The 13,980-nt window shown below is 64.6% G+C and carries 17 protein-coding genes; 9 read left to right on the forward strand and 8 right to left on the reverse strand.

The features are described 5' to 3' along the window. Window positions 1-208 precede the first annotated feature (208 nt). On the forward strand, window positions 209-835 hold the full coding sequence (locus QQK95_RS26105) for a DUF1062 domain-containing protein (RefSeq protein ID WP_284277272.1): 627 nt from the start codon (window positions 209-211) through the stop codon (window positions 833-835). A 60-nt stretch (window positions 836-895) separates the two neighbouring features. Here QQK95_RS26105 and typA read toward each other — a convergent pair whose 3' ends face one another. Then, window positions 896-2,725 (reverse strand): translational GTPase TypA, encoded by a 1,830-nt coding sequence (gene typA / locus QQK95_RS26110; RefSeq protein ID WP_199646620.1) that lies wholly within the window; start codon window positions 2,723-2,725, stop codon window positions 896-898. 143 nt (window positions 2,726-2,868) lie between these two features. On the opposite strand from typA, the gene QQK95_RS26115 reads away from it, so the two are divergent. Continuing rightward, entirely contained in the window at window positions 2,869-3,207 is a 339-nt protein-coding gene (locus QQK95_RS26115) for a hypothetical protein (RefSeq protein WP_284277273.1), read from the forward strand. A gap of 109 nt (window positions 3,208-3,316) precedes the next feature. On the opposite strand, the gene QQK95_RS26120 is transcribed toward QQK95_RS26115, so the two are convergent. Further along, window positions 3,317-4,600: an MFS transporter gene (locus tag QQK95_RS26120; RefSeq protein WP_284277274.1), complete on the reverse strand. Its 1,284-nt coding sequence runs from the start codon at window positions 4,598-4,600 to the stop codon at window positions 3,317-3,319. Between the two features lie 75 nt (window positions 4,601-4,675). Here QQK95_RS26120 and QQK95_RS26125 point away from each other — a divergent pair, with 75 nt between their 5' ends. Together QQK95_RS26125 and QQK95_RS26130 are read left to right on the forward strand one after the other, a co-directional pair. Further along, a complete protein-coding gene (locus tag QQK95_RS26125; RefSeq protein WP_284277275.1) occupies window positions 4,676-5,293 on the forward strand; it encodes a TetR/AcrR family transcriptional regulator in 618 nt (205 codons plus the stop codon). Between the two features lie 44 nt (window positions 5,294-5,337). Then, window positions 5,338-5,931, forward strand: coding sequence for a hypothetical protein (locus QQK95_RS26130; RefSeq protein ID WP_284277276.1), 594 nt, complete (start codon window positions 5,338-5,340; stop codon window positions 5,929-5,931). Window positions 5,932-6,195: 264 nt separating this feature from the next. Here the strand turns inward: QQK95_RS26130 and ppa are convergent, their stop codons facing one another. From ppa to QQK95_RS26160, 6 genes are all read right to left on the reverse strand, one after another. Further along, on the reverse strand, window positions 6,196-6,729 hold the full coding sequence (gene ppa / locus QQK95_RS26135) for an inorganic diphosphatase (RefSeq protein WP_284277278.1): 534 nt from the start codon (window positions 6,727-6,729) through the stop codon (window positions 6,196-6,198). Between the two features lie 200 nt (window positions 6,730-6,929). Then, window positions 6,930-7,436: a GNAT family N-acetyltransferase gene (locus tag QQK95_RS26140; protein WP_010912199.1), complete on the reverse strand. Its 507-nt coding sequence runs from the start codon at window positions 7,434-7,436 to the stop codon at window positions 6,930-6,932. Window positions 7,437-7,588: 152 nt separating this feature from the next. Beyond that, the gene (locus QQK95_RS26145) at window positions 7,589-8,227 is read right to left on the reverse strand and encodes a TPM domain-containing protein (protein ID WP_284277280.1); all 639 of its coding nucleotides are present in this window, start codon (window positions 8,225-8,227) and stop codon (window positions 7,589-7,591) included. Window positions 8,228-8,231: 4 nt separating this feature from the next. Continuing rightward, complete coding sequence (locus QQK95_RS26150; protein WP_284277281.1) at window positions 8,232-9,125, reverse strand: TPM domain-containing protein; 894 nt, start codon at window positions 9,123-9,125, stop codon at window positions 8,232-8,234. 4 nt (window positions 9,126-9,129) lie between these two features. After that, on the reverse strand, window positions 9,130-9,951 hold the full coding sequence (locus QQK95_RS26155; protein ID WP_409371713.1) for a TPM domain-containing protein: 822 nt from the start codon (window positions 9,949-9,951) through the stop codon (window positions 9,130-9,132). Between the two features lie 21 nt (window positions 9,952-9,972). Next, on the reverse strand, window positions 9,973-10,611 hold the full coding sequence (locus QQK95_RS26160) for a LemA family protein (RefSeq protein WP_172348005.1): 639 nt from the start codon (window positions 10,609-10,611) through the stop codon (window positions 9,973-9,975). Between the two features lie 163 nt (window positions 10,612-10,774). Between QQK95_RS26160 and QQK95_RS26165 the strand changes: the two genes are divergently transcribed. The 5 genes from QQK95_RS26165 to QQK95_RS26185 all read left to right on the forward strand — a co-directional run bounded on the left by QQK95_RS26165 (window position 10,775) and on the right by QQK95_RS26185 (window position 13,977). Next, window positions 10,775-11,026, forward strand: coding sequence for a hypothetical protein (locus QQK95_RS26165; RefSeq protein WP_284277282.1), 252 nt, complete (start codon window positions 10,775-10,777; stop codon window positions 11,024-11,026). A 13-nt stretch (window positions 11,027-11,039) separates the two neighbouring features. Beyond that, complete coding sequence (gene pdxY, locus QQK95_RS26170) at window positions 11,040-11,924, forward strand: pyridoxal kinase PdxY (RefSeq protein ID WP_284277283.1); 885 nt, start codon at window positions 11,040-11,042, stop codon at window positions 11,922-11,924. Further along, window positions 11,921-12,754: a DUF429 domain-containing protein gene (locus QQK95_RS26175; protein ID WP_284277284.1), complete on the forward strand. Its 834-nt coding sequence runs from the start codon at window positions 11,921-11,923 to the stop codon at window positions 12,752-12,754. The genes pdxY and QQK95_RS26175 overlap by 4 nt, the downstream gene beginning before the upstream one ends. A 147-nt stretch (window positions 12,755-12,901) precedes the next feature. Further along, window positions 12,902-13,546, forward strand: a complete 645-nt coding sequence (locus QQK95_RS26180; protein ID WP_284277285.1) for a carbonic anhydrase — start codon at window positions 12,902-12,904, stop codon at window positions 13,544-13,546. Then, complete coding sequence (locus QQK95_RS26185; protein WP_284277286.1) at window positions 13,543-13,977, forward strand: nuclear transport factor 2 family protein; 435 nt, start codon at window positions 13,543-13,545, stop codon at window positions 13,975-13,977. The genes QQK95_RS26180 and QQK95_RS26185 overlap by 4 nt, the downstream gene beginning before the upstream one ends. The last annotated feature ends 3 nt before the right edge of the window (window positions 13,978-13,980 follow it).

Below are 13,980 nucleotides of genomic sequence, written 5' to 3' on the forward strand. Positions count from 1 at the left end.
GCGCCGCATCCGCGGTGCGTGTTTCATGTTCACGTGTTCTTCTGGGCGGCGGTTCGAGACCGGTTTGGCACTGCTGAACCTCTGTCGCGCGCTTCCCGCCAGCGACACCTGACTTCACCATCTCCGCAGCCTACCGCCACGCCGCGCCCGTATGGGCATCTCGATCGTGCCGACCTGATGAACTTCCCGACGGGAAGGGCTTATCGGCATGTCCGGCACTTTACGCATCCACTGGGCGATCGCGCCCCAAACTGCACCTCAACCGTTGATCAACTGCAATCGCTGCGGCGGCGTGAAGGCCTATCGCTGCAGCGGAAAATTCCGCGTCAACGCCAATGGCAAGCGCATCGACGTGTGGCTCATCTATCGCTGCGTCGACTGCGACAATTCCTGGAATTTCGGCATTCTCGAACGCTGCAACCGCCGCGACATCGAACCGGCCCTGCTGCAGGCGCTTGAAAGCAACGACCCGGAACTGGCGCGGCGTCATGCCTTCGACATCGTCGCCTTGCGCAACCAGGTGGGGCGCGTCGAGGAGTTTCCCGATGTCGCCGTGCAGAAGCGGTTGCTAGGCGGCGCCAGGGAAACCGCGTTGGCCCTGGAGCTCCAGCTCGGGCTCGAAATGCCGACATCGCTCCGGCTTGATCGTCTGCTCGCCAGCGAACTCGGCATCTCGCGCTCGCGGCTCCAGGCGCTGGAGGAACGGCGCCTGCTGGTCGTCGATCCGGATGGAGCCAAAGCTTTGCGCAAGCCGGCACGCGCAAGAACGACGATCCACGTTGATCTCACCGGAGAACCCGACCGGCAGGCCATCATCTGTGCTGCCGGCGCGTAAACGAGAGAGGGGCGGAGCACCTGGTGCTCCGCCCCTCTCAAAAATCGTCGGAAGAGAAAATTACGCCGCGCCGACCGCCTTGGACGACTTCTCGAAACGCTTGCGCTCGTTGGGGTCGAGATAGAGCTTGCGCAGCCGGATGGTCTTAGGCGTCACCTCGACCAGTTCGTCGTCCTGGATCCAGGCCAGAGCGCGCTCCAGCGTCATGCGGATCGGCGGGGTGAGCTTGACCGCCTCATCCTTGCCGGCGGCGCGGATGTTGGTCAGCTTCTTGCCCTTCAGCACGTTCACTTCGAGGTCGTTGTCGCGGGAGTGGATGCCGATGATCATGCCCTGGTAGACCTTGACGCCCGGATCGATGACCATCGGGCCGCGATCTTCCAGGTTCCACATGGCGTAGGCCACCGATTCGCCCTGCTCGTTGGAGATCAGCACGCCGTTGGTGCGGCCGGGCAGTTCGCCCTTGTAGGGCTCGTAGGCATGGAACAGCCGGTTCATCACGGCGGTGCCGCGCGTGTCCGTCAGAAGTTCCGACTGGTAGCCGATGAGGCCGCGCGTCGGCGCATGGAAGACGATGCGCTGGCGGTTGCCGCCGGAGGGGCGCAGTTCGACCATCTCGGCCTTGCGCTCCGACATCTTCTGCACGACCACGCCGGCATGTTCCTCGTCGACGTCGATGACGACTTCCTCGACCGGCTCCAGCAATTCGCCGTTCTCGCCCTTCTGCATGACGACGCGCGGACGCGACACGGCGATTTCAAAGCCTTCGCGGCGCATCGTCTCGATCAGCACGGCGAGCTGCAATTCGCCTCGGCCGGAAACGAAGAAGGAATCCTTGTCGGGCGATTCCTCGATCTTCAGCGCGACATTGCCTTCGGCTTCGCGCAGCAGGCGGTCGCGGATGACGCGGCTGGTCACCTTGTCGCCTTCGGTGCCGGCGAGCGGGCTGTCATTGACCAGGAAGGACATGGTCACGGTTGGCGGATCGATCGGCTGCGCATGCAGCGCCTCGGTCACCGCCAGGTCGCAGAACGTGTCGGCGACGGTGCCTTTCGACAGGCCGGCGATGGCGACGATATCACCCGCCTGGGCTTCCTCGATCGGCTGACGCTCGAGGCCGCGGAAAGCCAGAATCTTCGAGATACGGCCGGTTTCGATCTGGGTGCCGTCATGGTGCAGCACCTTGACCGCCTGGTTGGCCTTCAGCGTGCCGCTCTCGATACGGCCGGTGATGATGCGGCCGAGGAAGGGGTTGGCCTCCAGGATGGTGCCGATCATGCGGAAAGGGCCGGGATGAACGGTCGGCGCCGGCACATGCTTGATGACGAGATCGAACAGCGGCGCCAGCTGCTGGTCCTTCGGGCCCTCCGGATTTTCCGAAACCCAGCCGTCACGGCCCGAACCATAGAGGATCGGGAAGTCGAGCTGCTCGTCGGTGGCGTCGAGCGCGGCGAACAGGTCGAACACCTCGTTGACCACCTCGACATGCCTAGCGTCCGGACGGTCGATCTTGTTGATGACGACGATCGGCTTCAGGCCGACCTTGAGCGCCTTGCCGACGACGAATTTGGTCTGCGGCATCGGGCCCTCGGCGGCGTCGACCAGCACGATGGCCGAATCCACCATCGACAGGATGCGCTCCACCTCGCCGCCGAAATCGGCGTGGCCGGGGGTGTCGACGATGTTGATGCGGGTGTCCTTCCAGTCGACCGAGGTCGCCTTGGCCAGGATGGTGATGCCGCGCTCCTTTTCCAGGTCGTTGGAATCCATGGCGCGCTCGGCGACGCGCTGATTGTCGCGGAAGGAGCCGGACTGCTTCAAAAGCTGGTCGACAAGGGTGGTCTTTCCATGGTCGACGTGCGCGATGATCGCGATATTACGGAGTTTCATGTTCTGGGTCTCGGAAGCGTTGCAGGCAGCAGGCCAAAGGCGCTGCCTCTTTCGGTTGCGCGGCTCATACAGGGTTTTTCGCAGTTGCGAAAGGGGAAGCGCGACACCAAATACTCATCAAATCTTAAGCATCTGCGTGTGAGATGATTTTGTTAACCAAGGCGGGAACCTTTCAGGGCCCGGGCAGTTCGACCGACATGACCGATAAACTCAACCGATTTTGGCCGCTCATTGCTTCGGTGGCCTTTGCCTTGCTGCTGGCGGCCAACGCCGCGCAGTCTGCCGCCGCGACCCAGAAGGGGGCGCGCGCCGTTGCGCAGTCAGACACCCAGACCGCCGAGCAGGCCTTTGCCGATGCGCCCGATGGCGTCGACCCGATGGTGACGGGGCCGGTCAGCGCCGCCTTCAAGCAGCGCCAGGACGCCGCCAACTGCGATAGCGCCGTGTGGCCGAACATTCCGATGGTCTGCTACCCGGATTGACCGCACATAATTGCCGCCCGGACAGCGGCAACCATTGACACGCCCTGAAACACACAAGGCGATCTGACGGCCGTCAGATCGCCTTGACTGAGTTTGGCCCTATCCCGCCTTATGCGGCTTGCGGTTCCGGGTCGAAGGCCGGCCGGCTGGTGTTGATCAGCAGCGAGATACAGGCCGCCGCGATGGCGGTCATGCCGGCGATGAGGAAGGCAAGCTCGTAATTGCCCTGCAGCTCGCGCATCGTGCCGCCAAAGGCGGCCGCGGCGGCCGCACCCACCTGGTGGCCGGCGACGATCCAGCCGAACACGATCGGGCCGCTGCGGTCGCCGAATGCTTCGTTGGCAAGCCGCAGCGTCGGCGGCACGGTGGCGATCCAGTCGAGGCCGTAGAGTACGGCGAAGATGATCAGGCTGGTCGCCGAGAAGCCGGAATAGGGCAGGTAGATCAGCGACAGACCACGGATGGCATAGTAGACGCCGAGCAGCTTGCGCGGGTCGAAACGGTCGGTGAGCCAGCCCGACAGCGTCGTGCCGATCAGGTCGAAAATGCCCATCATCGACAACAGGCCGGCGGCCTGCACCTCGCCGATGCCCATGTCGCCGCAGAAGGCGATCAGATGCGTGCCGACCAGCCCGTTGGTGGTGAAGCCGCAGACGAAGAAGGTGGCGAACAGGTACCAGAACACCCGCGTGCCCGCCGCGCGGCGCAGTGTGTTCAGCGTATGCGCCAGGAAATTGCCCTGCGATGCCGGTGGCACCGGCGGCACGTCGTCGGCCTCGGCGCCATAGCGCACCATGCCGATCGAGGCCGGGCGCTCCGGGACCAGCAGCCAGACCAGCGGCAGCAGACAGGCCGTGGCGACCGCGACGGCGATAGCGACCGGCTTCCAGCCGCCCGATTGCGCCAGCGAGGCGAGCAGCGGCAGGAACACCAGCAGGCCGGTGGCGCTGGAGGCCGACATCAGGCCCATGACCAGGCCGCGATTGGTCTTGAACCAGCGGTTGACGATGGTGGCGCCAAGCACGCTGGCAACGGCGCCGGAGCCGATGCCCGAGAAGACGCCCCAGGTGATGAAGAGATGCCAGGGCTTGGTCATCAGCAGGCTGAGCGCGGTCGAGCCCGACATCACCAGCAGCGATGCGATCAGCGTGCGTCGCAGTCCGATCCGCTCCATCAGCGCGGCGGCGAACGGGCCGGTCAGACCATAGAGCAGGATGCCGACGCCGGCGGCCAGCGAGATGACATCGCGCCGCCAGCCGAAACTGTTTTCCAGCGGCAGCATCATGACGGCGGGCGCCGAGCGCAGCCCGGCGGCGATCAGAAGGCAAAGGAAAATGACACCGACCACCACGAAAGCGTAGCGCTGGCCAAACGGACGGGATTGAGCTATCATGTTACTGACCGGTACGTTACAAAGATGGGAGCCTGTATACGTACCGATCGGTAACATTGTCAATCGAGTTCCATGATGCCAACCGACAAAAATATTGAACTGACCATCAGCGACGATCATGCATCGCCGCCGCCGAAGGCGGCCAAGAAGATCCTCGACGTGGCGTATGACCTTTTCTATCGGCGCGGCATCAGGGCAATCGGCGTCGACGAGATCGTCAAACGCGCCGGCGTCACCAAGCCCAGCCTCTACCGCAGCTTCCCTTCCAAGGACGAGTTGGCCGCTTCCTATCTTCGGCAATACGATCTTGAATATTGGGAACGTTTCGACGAGGCGGTCAAAGCCCATCCGGGCGATCCGCGCGCGCAGATCAAGGCTTTCCTGACCCGCATCGGCAAGCGCACGCAAGTGGCGGACTATCGCGGCTGCGGCATGACCAACGCGGCGGTCGAGTATCCCGACCATAGCCACCCGGCCCGCGTGGTGAGCGAGGCCAACAAGCAGGAACTGCGCCGCCGGCTGCGCGCCATGGCCGCCGCGATGGGCGCCCAAGATCCCGACACGCTGGGCGACGGGCTGCTGCTTTTGATCGAGGGCGCCTATATCAGCGGCCAGCTGTTCGGCCTCGGCGGTCCCGCCCAGTCGGTCGCGACGAACGCCGATCTGCTGATCGAAGCGAGCTTGAAGAAATAGCGATTGGCGATACGTTGCTCCGGCCCGAACCGGAGATTGTCGTCATGCGTGCCATTCTGATCCCGCTTGCGCTCGCCGGCCTGTGTCAGGCGGCTCATGCCGGCGACATATCCAGCGCCTACACCGACCTCGATTCGAAGAAGGATTGCGTGACCTACGCGCAGGCCGCGGAAGGAGATGGCGACTGGGCCGATCTCGCCTGTTCGGGCTATCGCGGCTATCCCGTGCTCATCGCCTATGACGACGCCCGCGAATCGCTGTTTTACGGTTTTCCGCCCGGCGGCGACATGACGTCCGTCTGGGAGAGTTTTTCAGGCTTCAATTCGTCCGCGCCCAAGGTTGAATGGCGCATCGAGACCAATGGCGACAAGGCCGTGCCCTTCGCGGTCATCCACCGCCGCACGATCAGCAATGCCGAGGATCAGAACAAATCGACCGACGTGCTGCTTGTCGCCAAGGTCGGCCAGGTGGACGCGCGAGAAAGCTGCACCGTCGGCCTTGTGCTGGCCACCGGCAACCCGCAGGCCAACGACCAGGCGCGAAAACTCGCCGACGAGAAAGCGCGCACCTTCGCCTGCGGCAAGGACCGGCACACCGTCATCGGCAATGTGCCGGCTTTTGGCCGGGTGGATAATTGAGCCGTTGGACGTTCGCTGAAGCACCCGTAACTTCGTCATCCACGGGCGGAGCAAGGAGCGTAGCGAACGCGGCGCAGACCCGAGGATCCATGCCGCGACATCAACAACGACCGCAACGGTACAGAATTCCGCGCCGCCGCGCACTGCACGTTGCGTCACGGCATGGATACCATGGTCTCCGCGACGCCGCTTCGCGGCTGCTCTGCCCTGGTATAGCGAAGCTGAGGGCCTTCGCCCCAAGGTCCGTAGAACCCCAGCGTCGCGCTACTTGGCTGCCTTCGCCCGCTCGATCGCGTCGACGATCATCTTCTTGGCATATTTGGAATCATGCCAGCCTTCGATCTTGACCCATTTGCCGGGCTCGAGATCCTTGTAGTGCTCGAAGAAGTGCTGCACCTGCTGCAGGGTGATGTCGGGCAGTTGCTTATACTCGGTAACGTTCTCGTAACGCAGCGTCAGTTTGGGCGATGGCACGGCGATGACCTTCTCGTCCTGGCCGGCATTGTCTTCCATGATCAAGACGCCGATCGGCCGCACATTGATGACGCAGCCCGGCACCAGCGCGCGCGTGTTGCAGACCAGCACGTCGATCGGATCGCCGTCGCCCGACAGCGTGTGCGGCACGAAGCCGTAATTGCCGGGATAGCGCATCGAGGTGTGCAGGAAGCGGTCGACGAACAGCGTGCCGGCTTCCTTGTCCATCTCATACTTGATCGGCTCGCCGCCGATCGGCACTTCGATGATGACGTTGACGTCATCGGGCGGATTCTTTCCGGTGGCTATGGCTTCAATGCGCATGGATTTGTCCCTCTCTCGGTCGGGAGGAGATAGCGGGCGGCGCACAATGGCGCAATGCGGCTAATGGTGCTCGCGGACGTCAGGCGAGACACGACGGCATCAGACCCGTTCAATCATTAGCACAAGATGTTTCAGCGTCGTGATTTCACGGGGATACGCGCCGCGTACCGGCTTTGCCTTCCGCGATCATCTCTGGGTGGTCATTCCCAGACGAAGGCGACCTTCTTCAGCGCTTTCTGCTCGAAGATCTCGACGCCCTCGGCGACATCACGGCCGCCGGCGCCGGCATAGAAGGCCAGAGCATTCTGGTTGTCTTCCAGCGCCCACACCACCATGCCCTTCAGGCCGTGGTCGGCAAGCCGCGCCCTGGCCGCCGAAAACAGCCGCCGGCCAAGCCCGATGCCTTGATATTCGGGGCGCAGGTACAATTCGTAGATCTCGCCTTGCTGCTTGAGCTCCCGGGCGCGATTCTTGCCGATCGTCGCATAGCCGGCGATCGTGCCGCCGATTTCGACGACCAGAACGGTGGCGGCGCGGCGAATCGCATTCGCCCACCAGTCGGCGCCGCGGCGGTTGATCATCGACGTCAGCGTGCGGTGCGGAATGATGCCGGAATAGGCGCCGCGCCAGGCTTCCAGATGCACTTCGGCAATGGCGCCTGCATCGCGCGGGTCGGCTTTCCGGATGTCGATCGTCAGCGTATTCATGATTTGTTAACCATAAACCCGCATCGGCCGATTGCAAGAGTCCGGGCGGCCCGCCGACCGCTTTCTCACAGCCGAACCAGACATTGCTGACATCACGCAACGCCCGTCCGGAGACTGGCCGGACCGGAAAGTGTGCGTCTAGAGGTGGGTTCTCAAATCTCGACCAGATGGTCGTCGAGCTCGTTGGTATCGCCTGACGTCACCGGGAAATGCTCGGCCAGCACGGCCCCCACCTGCTCGATCGCCTTGACGAAGCCGTCGGCAAGCCGGTCGTCGCCGGCATGCGCCGTCAGGTCACGCACCACGCCGTCCCAGACATGCTGGCCGACCTTGGCGTCGATGCCCGAATCGGCGACCACCTCGGCATAGCGTTCGGCGATCGAGACGAAGATCAGCACGCCGGTGCGCGCCGTTGTGCGGTGGACGTTGCGGGCGAGGAACTGCTTGATCGCGTTGGCGTGCGCGGCCTGATAGCGCAGCCGCCGTGGCACCATATGGATGCGCAGCCCGGGAACCGCCCACAACAGGACCAGCACGCAGGCCAGCGCCAGCAATTGCGCGCTGACGAAATGCGGCAGGCGGATGGTGAGCCACCATGCCTCCAGCCCATAAGCCACGGCGAGGCTGACGATCAGCATGCCCAGTGTCGCCATCAAGGCGGCGGGAGCGAAATAGCCGTCGCTGGCATGCGCGACGACGCAGTAGATCTCGCCGTCGGTTTTGGTTTCCGCGGCGCGGATCGCGTCGGCGATACGCTCATGATCCTGCGGGCTGATCGGTCGTGTTGCCATTGTCTCACCAGCTTCCTGAAGAACCGCCACCACCGGACGAGCCGCCGCCGCCCGAGAACCCGCCGCCGCTGCTGCTCGACCCGGACGACCAGCCACTGCTGGAGCTTCCCGACGACCAGCCACCGCCCGACGAACCCGTCGACCAGCCGCTGGAGCCCGAGGATCCGCTTGGCCCCCGGCCGTAACGGAACGTCATGCCCAGCCATCTATACACACCCGGCGACAGCTTGGTGCCAAACATCGGCGGCAGGACCGCCATGGCCAGGCCGCCGAAGAACATCGTCGCCCAGAGGATCACGAACACCACGACGATCGGGTCGATGGGGGTGCTGCTGTCTACGGGATTGCGCTTGCCGCGCGCTTCCAGCTCCTCCGGATGACCTTCGAGCACCATGACCATGTCGTCGACGGCCTTGGAGATGCCGCCAGAGAAATCGCCGGCGCGGAACGCCGGCACCATGTCGTTTTCGATGATCAGTTTGGTGTGCAGGTCGGTCAGCGTGCCTTCCAGCCCGTAGCCGACCTCGATGCGCATCTTGTGGTCGTTCTTGGCGACCAGCAAAAGCACGCCGTTGTTCTCGCCGGCCTGGCCGAGCTTCCAGAAGCGGAACAGCCGGTTGGCGTAGGGCTCGATCTCCTCGCCGCCGAGGCTGGGGATCGTCGCCACGACGATCTGGTCGGAGCCCTTTTTCTCGAAATCCGCGAGCTTCTGCGTCAGCGCTGCCTTGGTGCTGGCATCGATGATGCCGGCATTGTCGACGACGCGGCCGGTCAGGACAGGCAATTCGGCGGCGAAAACCGCAAAGCCGGACAACAGCAGCGCCAGCGTGGCCAGGACGACTTGGATCGCCGGGCTAAACTGGCCAGGCCGCCGCAGGCGGATGGTGCGTGTCGTCATGCCGTCACCAGCTTCCCGATGAGCCGCCGCCGCCGGACGAACCGCCGCCGCCGGAAAAGCCACCGCCGCCCGAAGACCAGCCGCCGCCGGAACTGCCGGAGGACCAGCCGCCACTCGAGGAGCGCCGGCCGGGCTCGAAGGTCATGCCGAGCCAGCGATAGCGGCCGGGTCCAAGCTTCTTGCCGAAGATCGGCGGCAGGATGGAGGCGGCGATGCTGCCGAAGAAGATGATCGCCCAGATGCTGATGAAAATGGCGAAGAACAGATCGTCGGAATTGAACGGCGCCTGCTGGTTGCGCTTGCCGCGCGCTTCCAGTTCCTCGGGATTGCCGTCCAGCACCATGATCATGTCGTCGACGGCCTTCGAGATGCCGCCGGAGAAATCGCCGGCGCGGAACGCCGGCACCATGTCGTTTTCGATGATCAGCTTGGTGTGCAGGTCGGTCAGCGTGCCTTCCAGCCCGTAGCCGACCTCGATGCGCATCTTGCGGTCGTTCGGCGCGACCAGCAGAAGCACGCCGTTGTTCTCCTTGGCCTGGCCAAGCTTCCAGAAGCGGAACAGCCGGTTGGCGTAAGGCTCGATCTCCTCGCCGCCGAGGCTGGGAATCGTCGCCACGACGATCTGGTCGGAGCCTTTTGTCTCGAAATCCGCGAGCTTCTGTGCCAGCGCCGCCTTTGTGCCGGCATCGATGATGCCGGCATTGTCGACGACACGGCCGGTAAGCGCCGGCAGGTCCGCGGCGAAGGCCGCGAACGGAAGCGCCAGGACGAAGAGCGCAACAGCGACAAGGCGACCCAGACGCCGTCCGTCATCGGCCCGCGAGATCACGACGTTTGCCCCTGGCTGTCACCCGCCCTGCTTCGTGCCGAAATCGACCTTCGGCGGTTGCATCTTGTCTTCGTCGACGGTGAAGTTGGCGAAGGGCTCGTTGCCGCGGAACCAGAAGGTCGCCCACAGTACCGACGGGAAGGTCTTCAGCGTCAGATTGTAGTCCCTGACCGCCTGGATGTAGTCGCGCCGCGCCACCGCGATGCGGTTTTCCGTGCCCTCGAGCTGCGCCTGCAGCGCCAGAAAATTCTGGTTGGCCTTGAGGTCGGGATAGGCCTCCGACACCGCGATCAGCCGCGACAGCGCGCTGGTCAGTCCGGCCTGGGCATCCTGGAACTTCTTGAGGGCTTCGGGGTCCTTCAGCGTATCCGGCGTCACCGTGATCTGCGTCGCCTTGGCGCGCGCCTCGACGACCGCATCGAGCGTGTCCTTTTCATGCGAGGCATAGCCTTTGACCGTCTCGACCAGATTGGGGATGAGGTCGGCGCGGCGCTGATACTGGTTCAACACCTCGCTCCAGGCCGCCTTGGCGTTTTCCTCCGCCGTCGGGATCGTGTTGTAGCCGCAGCCGGCAAGCAGCGGCAGCACGATCGCCATCATCAGGAAGGCGGGCAGCGTGCGGAATGTCGACGGTCGAGCAAGGCGCTGGGCAAGCATGATGGGGTCCCTCGGTAGAAGTTGCATGCGAAGCATTACCACAATCAGCGCGCAAGAAAACGGCCTCGGCCTACGGACCAGCGAAGGCATCCATCGCCTTGCCGCAAGGCCCTGTGATTGGCCGCGCGAAAGCGATAAGGTCCTGTCGAAACGGGACATCATCATGGCGCAACGCCAGGACAGCGACAGGGAATCGCGCCGCATCCTCGAGCGCGTCGCGCAGGAGACCGATCCGGCGGGCGCCTCCTTCGTGGCGCGGACGACGAAGGGCGTGCGCGACCATGTCGCCGCCACCGATGCCGACCGCACCGACCCGATCGAGGTCTGGGGCACGCGCATTGGCAGGATACTCGGCCTGCTTCTGGCGCTGGGCCTGATGGTCTGGCTCGTGCTTTTCCTCACCCGAGGCAGCTAGGAATCAAAAAACAATGAGTGCCGAAAAACCCGACGCGCCGCGTGCGGTCATCGTCATTTCCAGCCATGTCGCCCGTGGCTCGGTCGGCAACCGTGCCGCCGTCTTTGCGCTGGAGACCCTGGGCTTTCCAGTCTGGGCGGTGCCGACGGTCATCCTGCCCTGGCATCCCGGCCATGGGCGGGCGACACGCATCGTGCCGCCGCTCGACCAGTTCAGGGCGCTGATGGCCGATCTCGAACGCGCGCCATGGCTGGGCGAGGTCGGCGCGGTTCTGTCGGGCTATCTCGGCGAGGCCGGCCAGGCCGAGGCCGTCGCCTCGCTGGTCGCCGCCGTGAAGGCCAGGACGCCTGATGCCGTCTATATCTGCGATCCGGTGATGGGCGATTCCGGCGGGCTCTATGTGCCCGAGCCAACGGCCGCAGCCATGCGCGACCGGCTGATGCCGATCGCCGACATCGCCACGCCCAACCGCTACGAGCTGGAATGGATGGCCGGAGCGCCGCTGCCCGACCTGAAATCGGTGATCGCGGCAGCACTCCACGCCGGTCCGTCGACGATGCTGGTCACCTCGGCGCATTCGATGATGATTGGCGGCACCGGCAATCTGCTGCTCGACGGCACCCAGGCGCTGCTGGCCGAACATCGCGTGATCGACAAGCCGCCGAACGGCCTGGGTGATCTGACGGCGGCCGTCTACCTCGCCCGCATCCTTTCCGGCCAGCCGCCGATCAAGGCGTTGCAATCGACCACAGCGGCGGTCTACGAGATCCTGGCGCGCACGGCAAAACGCGGCGGCGACGAGCTGCAGCTCGAGACCGATGCGCAGAGCCTGTCGCACCCGATGGCCATGGTGCAGCTGCGCCATCTCACGCATCCGGGGCGGGACCGCCGGGCGTGAGTTCGGCCGGGGTCGTGCTCGTCGGTGCCGATGGCTGCAAGGCCGGCTGGATCGCCGTGCGGCGCGAGCCCGGTTCGACACCTCGCAACCCTGGTTCGATACCTCGTAACCCCGGTTTGACACCTCGTAGCCCCGGTTCAGCACCCTCTCTCGAGATTTTCGCCAGTTTCGCGGCGCTGCTTGCGACAACTCCCGACGATGCGATTGTCGCCGTCGACATGCCGATCGGCCTGCCCGAATTGTCGAGCAAGGGCGGCCGCGGACCGGAAGCGCTGGTCAGGCCGCTGCTCGGCGCGCGCCAGTCCAGCGTCTTTTCGATCCCGTCGCGCGCCGCGCTTTATGCCGATACCGATGACTTCACCACAATCGAAGCCTGGTATGCCGCGCATCGCAGGGCAAGCGAGGTGGCAAGGGCCACGTCCGACCCGCCGCGCGGCGTTTCCATCCAGGCCTTCGGCATCTTCTCGAAGATCCGCGAGATCGACGCGCTGCTGATCGCGCGGCCCGATCTGCGCGGCCGTATCTTCGAATCGCATCCGGAAGTGGCCTTCTGCCGCCTGAATGGCGACCGGGCCATGCAGCTGCCGAAGAAGATCAAGGGCAGCGTCAATCCGGCCGGCATGGCGGAACGCAAGGCGCTGCTGTGCCGGCACGGCTACGACATCGGCTTCCTCGACCAGCCGCCGCCGCGTGGCGCGGCCGCCGACGATTTCCTCGATGCGGCCGTCATGATGCTCATCGCCGGCCGCATCGCCAGCGGCGTGGCAAGGCCATTTCCCAACCCGCCACTCGTTGACGGTTTTGGCATACCGGTCGCCATCTGGGCGTGACAATGTCGACGGGCATCCCGCTTATATGCATGGCGTTTATGTCCAGACCCCACAATTCTGCATTGCTCGTGACGGGCTTTTACCGTTAGAGGCTTTCTCGACCGCAACGAGCTGCCGCCTCCAACCCCGGAAAGGCCTTAGCCGCCCATGCCTCATCTTCCCGATCACCTCCTCGCCGGCTACCGCAATTTCATGAATGGCCGCTACCTCACCGAGAGCGGCCGCTACCGCGAGCTCGCCCGCGAGGGGCAGGCCCCGGAGACGATGATCGTCGCCTGCTGCGACTCGCGCGCGGCCCCAGAAGCGATCTTCGACGCTGGGCCGGGCGAACTCTTCGTGCTGCGCAATGTCGGCAATCTGGTGCCGCCCTACGCGCCGGACGGCGAATTCCATTCGACCTCGGCGGCGCTCGAATTCGCGGTGCAGAGCCTCAAGGTCAAGAACATCGTCGTCATGGGCCATGGCCGCTGCGGCGGCATCCGCGCCGCGCTCGACCCCAATGCCGCGCCGCTGTCTCCCGGCGACTTCATCGGCAAATGGATGAGCCTGATCGCGCCTGCCGCCGAAACGGTCTCCTCCAGCACCTTCATGACGGCGGCGGAGCGCCAGACAGCGCTTGAACGCATCTCGATCCGCTATTCCATCGCCAACCTCCGGACTTTTCCCTGTGTCTCGATCCTCGAGGGCAAGGGGCGGCTGTCGCTGCACGGCGCCTGGTTCGACATTTCGACCGGCGAGCTCTGGGTGATGAACAAGGAGACCGGCGATTTCGAGCGGCCGGTGCTGGAATGAACGGCAAGGCGCGCCCGGTGAGGAACGTCCGGTCGGTCGTCTTCACCGCCGCCGCACTGCTGATAGCGATCGTTGCGGCGCGCGCCGATGACGGCGCCATCATCAGCCGCTGGTATTCGGCGCTGCTGGTCGCCGACCGCACCGAACTCGCGGACCTGCTTGCCGACGACGTCCGCATCACGCTCGAAGACCTCGGCGTCGTCCAGAGCAAGCAGGAGTTCATCGCCGCGCTCGACGAATGGAAAGGCGCGGTTGCGGGTGCGGCGATCCGCCACCGCATCGAAAAGAGCGAAGGCGGCGTCACCACGGTGATCGCCTGCTACGACTTCCCCGACAATGACATGCTGATGCAGGAAACCTTCGCGGTGGCCGGCAACCGCATCACCGCCAGCTCGCAGGCGGCCATCGCCGAAAACTGCGAAGCCTATTGAGGC

Origin of the sequence: Mesorhizobium huakuii (genome assembly GCF_030160235.1) — a bacterium.
Lineage (GTDB): Bacteria > Pseudomonadota > Alphaproteobacteria > Rhizobiales > Rhizobiaceae > Mesorhizobium > Mesorhizobium huakuii.

Bases quoted from the DNA above. Each gene is read 5' to 3' on its own strand.
- QQK95_RS26105 (WP_284277272.1), top strand. From the start codon at position 209: ATGTCCGGCACTTTACGCATCCACTGGGCGATCGCGCCCCAAACTGCA.
- typA (WP_199646620.1), bottom strand. From the start codon at position 2,725: ATGAAACTCCGTAATATCGCGATCATCGCGCACGTCGACCATGGAAAG.
- QQK95_RS26115 (WP_284277273.1), top strand. From the start codon at position 2,869: ATGATTTTGTTAACCAAGGCGGGAACCTTTCAGGGCCCGGGCAGTTCG.
- QQK95_RS26120 (WP_284277274.1), bottom strand. From the start codon at position 4,600: ATGATAGCTCAATCCCGTCCGTTTGGCCAGCGCTACGCTTTCGTGGTG.
- QQK95_RS26125 (WP_284277275.1), top strand. From the start codon at position 4,676: ATGCCAACCGACAAAAATATTGAACTGACCATCAGCGACGATCATGCA.
- QQK95_RS26130 (WP_284277276.1), top strand. From the start codon at position 5,338: ATGCGTGCCATTCTGATCCCGCTTGCGCTCGCCGGCCTGTGTCAGGCG.
- ppa (WP_284277278.1), bottom strand. From the start codon at position 6,729: ATGCGCATTGAAGCCATAGCCACCGGAAAGAATCCGCCCGATGACGTC.
- QQK95_RS26140 (WP_010912199.1), bottom strand. From the start codon at position 7,436: ATGAATACGCTGACGATCGACATCCGGAAAGCCGACCCGCGCGATGCA.
- QQK95_RS26145 (WP_284277280.1), bottom strand. From the start codon at position 8,227: ATGGCAACACGACCGATCAGCCCGCAGGATCATGAGCGTATCGCCGAC.
- QQK95_RS26150 (WP_284277281.1), bottom strand. From the start codon at position 9,125: ATGACGACACGCACCATCCGCCTGCGGCGGCCTGGCCAGTTTAGCCCG.
- QQK95_RS26160 (WP_172348005.1), bottom strand. From the start codon at position 10,611: ATGCTTGCCCAGCGCCTTGCTCGACCGTCGACATTCCGCACGCTGCCC.
- QQK95_RS26165 (WP_284277282.1), top strand. From the start codon at position 10,775: ATGGCGCAACGCCAGGACAGCGACAGGGAATCGCGCCGCATCCTCGAG.
- pdxY (WP_284277283.1), top strand. From the start codon at position 11,040: ATGAGTGCCGAAAAACCCGACGCGCCGCGTGCGGTCATCGTCATTTCC.
- QQK95_RS26180 (WP_284277285.1), top strand. From the start codon at position 12,902: ATGCCTCATCTTCCCGATCACCTCCTCGCCGGCTACCGCAATTTCATG.
- QQK95_RS26185 (WP_284277286.1), top strand. From the start codon at position 13,543: ATGAACGGCAAGGCGCGCCCGGTGAGGAACGTCCGGTCGGTCGTCTTC.